The 8,246-nt window shown below is 30.2% G+C and carries 7 protein-coding genes and 1 tRNA gene; 5 read left to right on the forward strand and 3 right to left on the reverse strand.

The genetic code is table 11. The annotated features are described in order from the left end of the window. Positions 1–98: 98 nt before the first annotated feature. The 5 genes from RT228_RS17750 to RT228_RS17770 all read left to right on the forward strand — a co-directional run bounded on the left by RT228_RS17750 (position 99) and on the right by RT228_RS17770 (position 5,855). Positions 99–1,025 (forward strand): site-specific integrase, encoded by a 927-nt coding sequence (locus tag RT228_RS17750; protein WP_267740527.1) that lies wholly within the window; start codon positions 99–101, stop codon positions 1,023–1,025. Between the two features lie 108 nt (positions 1,026–1,133). Then, entirely contained in the window at positions 1,134–4,010 is a 2,877-nt protein-coding gene (locus RT228_RS17755; protein WP_286433477.1) for a type I restriction endonuclease subunit R, read from the forward strand. Between the two features lie 241 nt (positions 4,011–4,251). Beyond that, entirely contained in the window at positions 4,252–4,869 is a 618-nt protein-coding gene (locus tag RT228_RS17760) for a DUF6088 family protein (RefSeq protein ID WP_286433478.1), read from the forward strand. Then, complete coding sequence (locus RT228_RS17765; protein ID WP_313139178.1) at positions 4,859–5,047, forward strand: nucleotidyl transferase AbiEii/AbiGii toxin family protein; 189 nt, start codon at positions 4,859–4,861, stop codon at positions 5,045–5,047. Before RT228_RS17760 ends, RT228_RS17765 begins: the two co-directional genes overlap by 11 nt. Positions 5,048–5,078: 31 nt before the next feature. Beyond that, entirely contained in the window at positions 5,079–5,855 is a 777-nt protein-coding gene (locus tag RT228_RS17770; RefSeq protein WP_313139180.1) for a nucleotidyl transferase AbiEii/AbiGii toxin family protein, read from the forward strand. A gap of 140 nt (positions 5,856–5,995) precedes the next feature. On the opposite strand, the gene RT228_RS17775 is transcribed toward RT228_RS17770, so the two are convergent. From RT228_RS17775 to RT228_RS17785, 3 genes are all read right to left on the reverse strand, one after another. After that, positions 5,996–6,262 (reverse strand): helix-turn-helix domain-containing protein, encoded by a 267-nt coding sequence (locus tag RT228_RS17775; RefSeq protein WP_059051683.1) that lies wholly within the window; start codon positions 6,260–6,262, stop codon positions 5,996–5,998. Positions 6,263–6,374: 112 nt separating this feature from the next. Then, a complete protein-coding gene (locus RT228_RS17780; protein ID WP_286433480.1) occupies positions 6,375–7,637 on the reverse strand; it encodes a site-specific integrase in 1,263 nt (420 codons plus the stop codon). 299 nt (positions 7,638–7,936) lie between these two features. Continuing rightward, a tRNA-Pro gene (locus RT228_RS17785) sits at positions 7,937–8,011 on the reverse strand. Between the last annotated feature and the right edge of the window lie 235 nt (positions 8,012–8,246).

Consider the following 8,246-nt stretch of genomic DNA (forward strand, 5'->3'; position numbering starts at 1 on the left):
CCTGGAAATCTCAAATTAGGAACCTTAGGACCTAAGCTATCACTAGGATTAAATATCCTTAATTGTTTTCCTTTGGCGTTTTAAAATATAAATACAGAATGAATACACAAAAACAACTTTCAGAAGTAATTGAGCTATGGAAAATAGACAAACAACAATATGTGAAAAAATCAAGTTTTTCAGCTTATACGCTTCTGATTGAAAATCATTTATTACCCACTTTTGGAGAACAATATGAAATTGAAGAAACAGATGTACAAAACTTTGTACTTCAAAAATTAGAAGGAGGATTGAGTCATAAAACAATTAAAGATATTTTGATTGTCTTAAAGATGGTATTGAAGTTTGGAGCTAAGAATAAGTGGTTGAGTTATACGTCTTTTGATATACAGTTCCCAACAGAGCGAGAAAAACAAAATTTAGAAGTACTTAGTCGTGCTGAACAAAAAAAGATAATGAACTACATACAAGATCATTTTACATTTAAGAATTTAGGAGTTTATATCTGTTTAAGCGCAGGGATCCGTATAGGAGAAGTTTGTGCCCTTACTTGGGAAGATATAGATACTGATAATGGTGTTATAAGTATTAATAGAACTATTCAAAGAATTTATTTGATAGAAAATGGAGTCAGAAGAACAGAGTTGATTTTAGATACTCCAAAGACAAAAAATTCCATTCGTGATATACCAATTAGTAAGGATTTATTAAGAATATTAAAGCCTTTTAAAAAAATAGTCAACCCCTCTTTTTTTGTACTAACTAATGATGCTAAACCTACAGAACCCAGAACATATCGTAGCTATTATAAAAAACTGATGAATGAATTAGATATGCCTGAATTAAAATTTCATGGGCTAAGACATAGTTTTGCGACTCGTTGTATTGAGAGTAATTGTGATTATAAAACGGTTAGTGTGCTTTTAGGTCATTCTAATATTAGTACAACCTTAAATTTATATGTTCACCCTAATATGGAGCAGAAAAAAAAGGCAATTGAACAAATGTTTAAGACATTAAGGTAAAATTATTATCACTATGAATTAGGAGAAATGAGTAGGAGTATGTATATTTTGTTAAATTTGTTTACAAATCAAATATTCACCTTTTTTAACTCCTAATTCATAATTATTTTGAGTAAGCAGTCTGAACAGTTTTTAGAAGAGCAATTGGTTATCCAATTGCAAAAGATGGGCTATAAATACGTTTCTATTACTAATGAAGCAGAGTTGTTGGCTAATTTAAAAATACAATTAGAAAAGCATAATCGCATTGAGCTTAGTGACAGTGAATTCGAGAAAGTACTAAATATACTTAACAAAGGATCTGTCTTTGAAAAAGCAAAAACTTTACGAGAGAAAAAGCATCATATCATCAGAGATAACGGAGATAATCTATATTTTGAATTTCTAAATGTTGAGCATTGGTGTCAAAATGAATACCAAGTAACAAATCAAATTACTCAAGAAGGAAAATATGTAAATCGCTACGATGTTACACTATTAATTAATGGACTTCCTCTGGTACAAATTGAATTAAAAAGAAGAGGACTCGAATTAAAAGAAGCTTTCAATCAAATTAATCGATACCAAAAGCACAGTTATGGCTCAGGAAAAGCTTTGTTTCAATATGTACAGTTGTTTGTAATAAGCAATGGAATTAATACGAAGTATTACAGTAATTTTGGAACTCATACACCAGAGTTTTTACAAACTTTTCATTGGACAGATGAGCTTAATAATCCTTTAAATAATATTTTAAACGGTTTTACCGATCGATTCTTAGAACCTTGTCATGTGAGTAAGATGATTTGTAAATACATTGTTCTTAATGAGACTGATAAACGTTTAATGGTGCTTCGTCCATATCAGTATTATGCTGTGGAGAGTATTATTAAAAAAGTTACAGAAAATGAAGTGCTCAATGGTTATAATATTGAAAAGAATGGATATATCTGGCATACTACAGGTAGTGGAAAAACATTGACAAGTTTTAAAGCGAGTCAAATTCTCTCTAATATACCAGCTATTAGAAAAGTTGTGTTTGTTGTAGACCGAAAGGATTTAGATTATCAAACCAATCAAGAATATGATAAGTTTAGTAAGGGATCAGTTAGCTCGGCTACCAATACAGACGATTTAATTAAAAAATTTATTGATCCTAATGTTAGTATTATTGTAACTACTATTCAGAAATTAAATAATGCTATATCTGGTAGAAATGTATCAAAGATGAAATCCATAAAGGACATGCGTATGGTTTTTATTTTTGATGAATGTCATCGCTCTCAATTTGGTGATACCCATAAAAATATAGTACAATATTTTACTAATATTCAATTATTTGGATTTACAGGAACCCCAATATTAGCTGAGAATGCTAATGGTGAGAAAACAACAGCCAGTCTTTTTGGAAACTGTTTGCATAAGTATGTTATTACTGATGCAATACGCGATGAGAATGTCCTGAAGTTTTCGGTTGAGTATATTCAAACATTCAAGAAGAAGGATCATATCATTGATTTACAAATAGAACAAATTAATGAAGCTGAAGTTTATGAAGCTCCTGAACGTAAAGAAGCTATTGTAGATTATATTATTCAATATCACAACCAAAAAACACAAGATAAAAAATTCTGTGCAATGATGTGTGTACAGGATATTGACGCTGTTATTCAATATTATGAGATTTTTAAAAGGAAGAAACAAGAAGGAGAACACGATTTAAAGATTACTACTATATTTAGCTTTGCTCAAAATGAAGATGAGATGGAAGAGCAAGTCGTAAATCAGTTAAATATGGCTGCTGAATCACCTGTTGAATATCAGAGTAATTACATTCCTCATCGAAGAGAATTACTAGAGTCTTATGTTGAAGATTTTAATAATCAGTTTGAAGAAAAACATAATATAAAGGATACAGAAGGTTTCTATAACTATTACAATGCTGTGGCAAAGAAATCAAAACAAAATGAAACAGATATTCTTTTGGTTGCTAATATGTTTTTAACGGGATTTGATAGTAAATATTTAAACACGTTATATGTAGATAAGAATTTACAATACCATGGACTTATTCAAGCCTTTAGTCGTACAAATAGAATTTTAGATAAGAATAAGACACAAGGGAATATAGTATGCTTCCGCAATTTGAAGGAAAAGACAGATCAAGCAATTGCTTTGTTTAGTAATAAAGAAGCTATTGATGAGATTATTGTAGAACCTTATGAAAAGTACGTTGAGAAATTTAATGAGGCTACAGAAAAGCTTTTAGAACTTGTACCAGGAGTTGATGCAGTAGACGGACTATATTCTGAAGACGAAAAATTGAAGTTTATCTTGGCATTTCGAACTCTTATAAGACTTCATAAGAAGATGACCCATTTTACGGAGTTTAAATGGGAAGATTTAGATTTAGAAGAGCAAATATTTGCTGATTACACTAGTAAGTATTTAGATTTAAAAGACAAGTTAAGCTCTGATACTTCTGCACCAGAAAAAACTTCAATTCTAAATGATATTGATTTTGAATTAGAACTTATTAGAAGAGATACAATTAATGTGAATTATATTCTCCAGTTATTAATTACATTCAAATCAAAACAAACAGATAAGGATAAAGAAACTATTGAAAAAGAAATATCTAATTTATTGAATACAGAAGTATCTCTTCGAAGTAAACGCGAACTAATAGAGAAGTTTATTCAAGAAAATTTACCTCTAATAGAAGATACCGATAATATCACAGAAGAGTTTGATAAATTCTGGGTTAAAGAACAAGAATCAGCACTGGTTAAATTAGTTCAGACAGAAAATTTATATAGAGATCAAACAGAGAAATTAATAGAGAATTATTTGTTTTCTGAGAGAGAACCTTTACGAGATGATTTACTGAGCTTAAGAAAAGATGGAAAACCAAGTGTTCTAAAATTTAAAGAAACAGGTGATCGTATTTTAGGAAAGATTATGGGATTTGTGGACACTTTTGTAAATGGAATATCGGGACATTAAAAAAATAGAGATTTCTTGTTTGATCGATAGTAAAGAAGTGTTTATGCTAATAACTAATTAAGTTTTTTATTAGAACATGTTTACTTGGAGATTTGATTTTTCTTATCTAAATATGTTATTATTTCAGATGTTTTTGTTTGAGATAAGGTGTTACTATTCAATAAACAAAATATTTAATTATATGAAAAGAAATTTTGTCACAAATATTGATTAAATTTGTGACAAATATACATGTTTTTTTATGAGTGAATCTATTAGTAGTCAGATATTAGAGAAGATTTCTAAATCTAAGCGTGGCGAAATTTTTTTCGCTAATGATTTTATTAAATATGGCACATCTGATAATATTCGCCAAGTACTTTCACGTTTAGAAAAAGAAAAACTTATTGAACGGCTAGCCCAAGGTATTTATATAAAACCTAAGCAAGATTCTTTGTTAGGAACAATATATCCAGGTATAGAGGAAATTGCAAATGAGATTGCAAAAAGAGATAAGGTGCGTATAGCTCCAACTGGTGTATTAGCATTATATCTATTGGGACTAACAACTCAAATACCATTAAAGACTGTTTATTTGACTGACGGGTCTCAAAGAGAAATTAAGGTTGGAAATAGGAAGATTAATTTTAAGAGGACTGTCCCTAAAAATCTTATGATAAAAGATAATCTATTACATTTAGTAGTGCAGGCTTTTAAAGAAAAAGGGCAAAAACAAATTACAGATTCTTTTTTAAATACTATTAAATTAACTATTGATAAAATAGATCAGCAAGTGATAGAATCTCAATTGAAATTTGCTCCAGTTTGGATTCAAAAGGAAATTAAAAAACTTTATTATAAAGAGGAGTATGTGGATTAATTTATCAGAAGAGCAAAGAGTTACTGTACTAAAACAAGCTGAAGCAGTTTATGGACTACCAGCTTTTGTAATAGAGAAAGATTGGTGGGTTTGTATTCTTTTAAAGGCAATATTTCAATCTAAGTATGCAGATTCTATTATATTTAAAGGAGGAACTTCTCTGAGTAAGGGCTTATAATTTAATACAGTGATTTTCAGAAGATATTGATTTGATTATTGACCAGCGTTTGCTGGGGTTTGGTAAGCTTGATTCTAAAACACAAATTAAAAAACTTAGAAAAGCTTCTGGAGGATTTATTATTAATGAATTTAGAGAAGAGTTAATACATCAATTAACTGAGTTGGGAGTAAATTCGAGTTTATATGAAATTAAGTATAACAATCATGTTGATGATACAAGTGACCCCAATACTTTAGAGGTTTATTATCAATCAAGTGTCCCTGCTACTAATGCATATATTCAACAGCGTGTTTTACTTGAAATGGGGGCCAGATCGTTAACTGAGCCAGCTGAGTCAAAACCTATTACTTCATATATTGATTCGGAATTTTCAAAATCGCCTTTTGCTATGCCTACATTTAATGTAGAAGTTGTTGTTCCCACTCGTACTTTAATTGAGAAAGTATTGTTATTGCACGAAGAATTCTCAAAGCCTATTGAAAATATTAGAACTGATCGATTGACTAGGCATTTTTATGACATAGACAAAATTATGGATTCAGAATTTGGTGAACAAGCAATAGTTGATGATGATTTGTTTACTAATATTGTTGAACATCGACAAAAAGTAACGCCTTTAAGAGGGATAGATTACTCAAATCATAAAAAAGGTAAATTGAGTATTTTACCTCCAGAAGAACTACTTGAAAGATGGGCAGAAGACTATAAAACAATGCAAGAGCATATGATCATTGGAAATAGTTTAAACTGGACTGATTTACTTAATCGTTTAAGGGAGATCGAAAATAAATTTAATAAGATTTAAAAACTCAACTTTGTTAGTTGTCACACAAAAATACAAAGGTTTTAAGATCATTATTTATAAGATATATGGAAAGGGGTAAATCTCTTTCTATCTAATAAAACAGCCCCAACTATCCATGTAATAGTTGGGGCTGTTTCATTTCATTCACTCTCCATCATTTTTATTATATCTTCATACCTATAAAATATAAGTCCACCAATCTTCTTAAATGGTATTGTACCATTTAGTCTCATATTTTGTAAAGTACCAGGAGAAATACCAAGAAGCTTTCTTACCTCATAGCTTTTGATCCATTGTTTTATTTCTTGATCTTTCTTTCTATTAAAAGGACTATACCTTCTTATCTCAGTAATAATCTCTTGTTTAAAAATCTCAAGATCTTCTTTTGTAATAAATTCAACTTTCATAATAAATAGTATTTAGGGTTAGTTTTGATTTGTTTTAAGCTGCTATAAGCTTAGTTCTAACCCTAAATAACAATTTGTATGTACTGGTTTAGTTTCGTTGTCTTTGGGAGGTTTAATTTGACTCTTCAAAGTTGTACTTGTGGTTCTCTTGAATAAGTCTTCTTTCTCTTAGATTATCCATATCTTCACCCAATTTATGTTCTAATACTTTAGCATAAATTTGAGTTGTTTTAATAGCCGTATGCCCAAGCATCTTACTCACTGACTCAATAGGTACACCATTGTTTAGTGTAATGGTTGTAGCAAAGGTATGTCTGGCTAAATGAAAAGATAAGTTTTTGTCTATTTCACATATAATGGCAATCTCTTTTAAGTAACCATTCATTCGTTGGTTACTAATAACAGGAAACAGTTTGCCTTTGGCAAAAGCAATAGGATGGTCCTTGTATTTTTCAATTAGTTCTAAAGCTTCAGGTAATAGAGGAACCCTAACAGGTATTTTAGTTTTCTCTCTACTTGATATAATCCAATCTTTTCCATCACTTCCTTTTGCTATATTTTGTGGAGCTAAGTGAAAGATATCTATATAGGCTAAACCAGTATAACAACTAAACAAAAACATATCAAGAACAGCTTGTAATCTTTCAATAGCAAAATTCTTGTTGACAAGGGTTTCAAGTTCAGATTTAGTTAGATGCCCTCTTTCTGTCTTCTCAAATTGAAGTTTATATTTGGTAAAGGGATCTTTCTCCATCCATTCCATAGTGATAGCTAAGTTGATTAACTTTTTAAATCTTTCAATGTGTTTCATAATACCATTGTTATTTAATGGTTGATGCTTGTGAATAGGTTTGCAGTTTCTTAGGAAGTTTTCAAAGTCGAAGATAAATTTGTAGTTAATCTCACTTAAATAGATGTCAGTTCGATTGTGTACTTTACGCAAATAGCTTTTAAGGTACTTTTCCGTAGAGAAGTAGTTCTTTAGTGTTCCATAAGCTAATTTACTTGTAGCAATCTCTCTGTGATAGTCTATAAGCTTTAAAAGTGATGATTCTGTATCATCATGTCCGAGAAAGATATTTTTAACTGCTCCTATAGAGACAACTCTTTTTTGTTGAACTAATTGATGATAGGCATCTGTAATGAGGGAACGTACTCGCTCAATATGTGCATTGATTCGAACCGTGTCCTCACTTTTTCCTTTTGCTTTTCCTTTAATATTATCCCAAGAAGTAGGGGATATTTTTAGTTTTAAAGAAATTTCTGTTCGTTGTCCGTTTACTGTAACCCTAGCGTATATAAGGGATGGGACTGTTTTGTTTGAATTAGAAACACGTATAATGAAGTGTATTCCAAATGTGTTTTTTGTTTTCATATCAATCTATTTTAATGTTAACCGAACTGTTTTGATATGGTTTTAAAAAACTACTCACCTGAATAGTACCCAAACAAGACCAAAAAGCACTGAATTAAACTAAAATAAATTGTATTTAATTTATTGAAATACAATTAGTTAAACTCGATTCGGTGAGCTAATTTACCTTTTAAAAATAGCTCACCTAATAGCTCACATTTAGATTGATTTACAATGGATTATTATGATATATTTAAAAATAAAAAAATCCGTAAGTAATTGATACTTACGGATTTAGGCATATTTTGATGCCGAAAAAGTCGGGGTGGCAGGATTCGAACCTGCGACCTCCTGCTCCCAAAGCAGGCGCGATGACCGGGCTACGCTACACCCCGCTAGACTTATTTTGTCATTGCGAGTGCAAATATAGAACATTATTTTGTATCTGCAAGGTTTAGGTGTGAAAAATAAATGTTTTTTTGGGTTGTTTTGTGTAAGTGGTTGTTTTAATGTGTGATAAGTATTTTTAAAATGTATTAAAATCACTATATGTTTTGTAAGATTAAGAATTATGTAATGAAGTCGTCTTGACTTTTGTAAAATAAAGAAGGGTTATAGAAATTTGTGTCG

It is taken from the genome of Myroides sp. (assembly GCF_032073645.1).
GTDB lineage: Bacteria > Bacteroidota > Bacteroidia > Flavobacteriales > Flavobacteriaceae > Flavobacterium > Flavobacterium odoratimimum.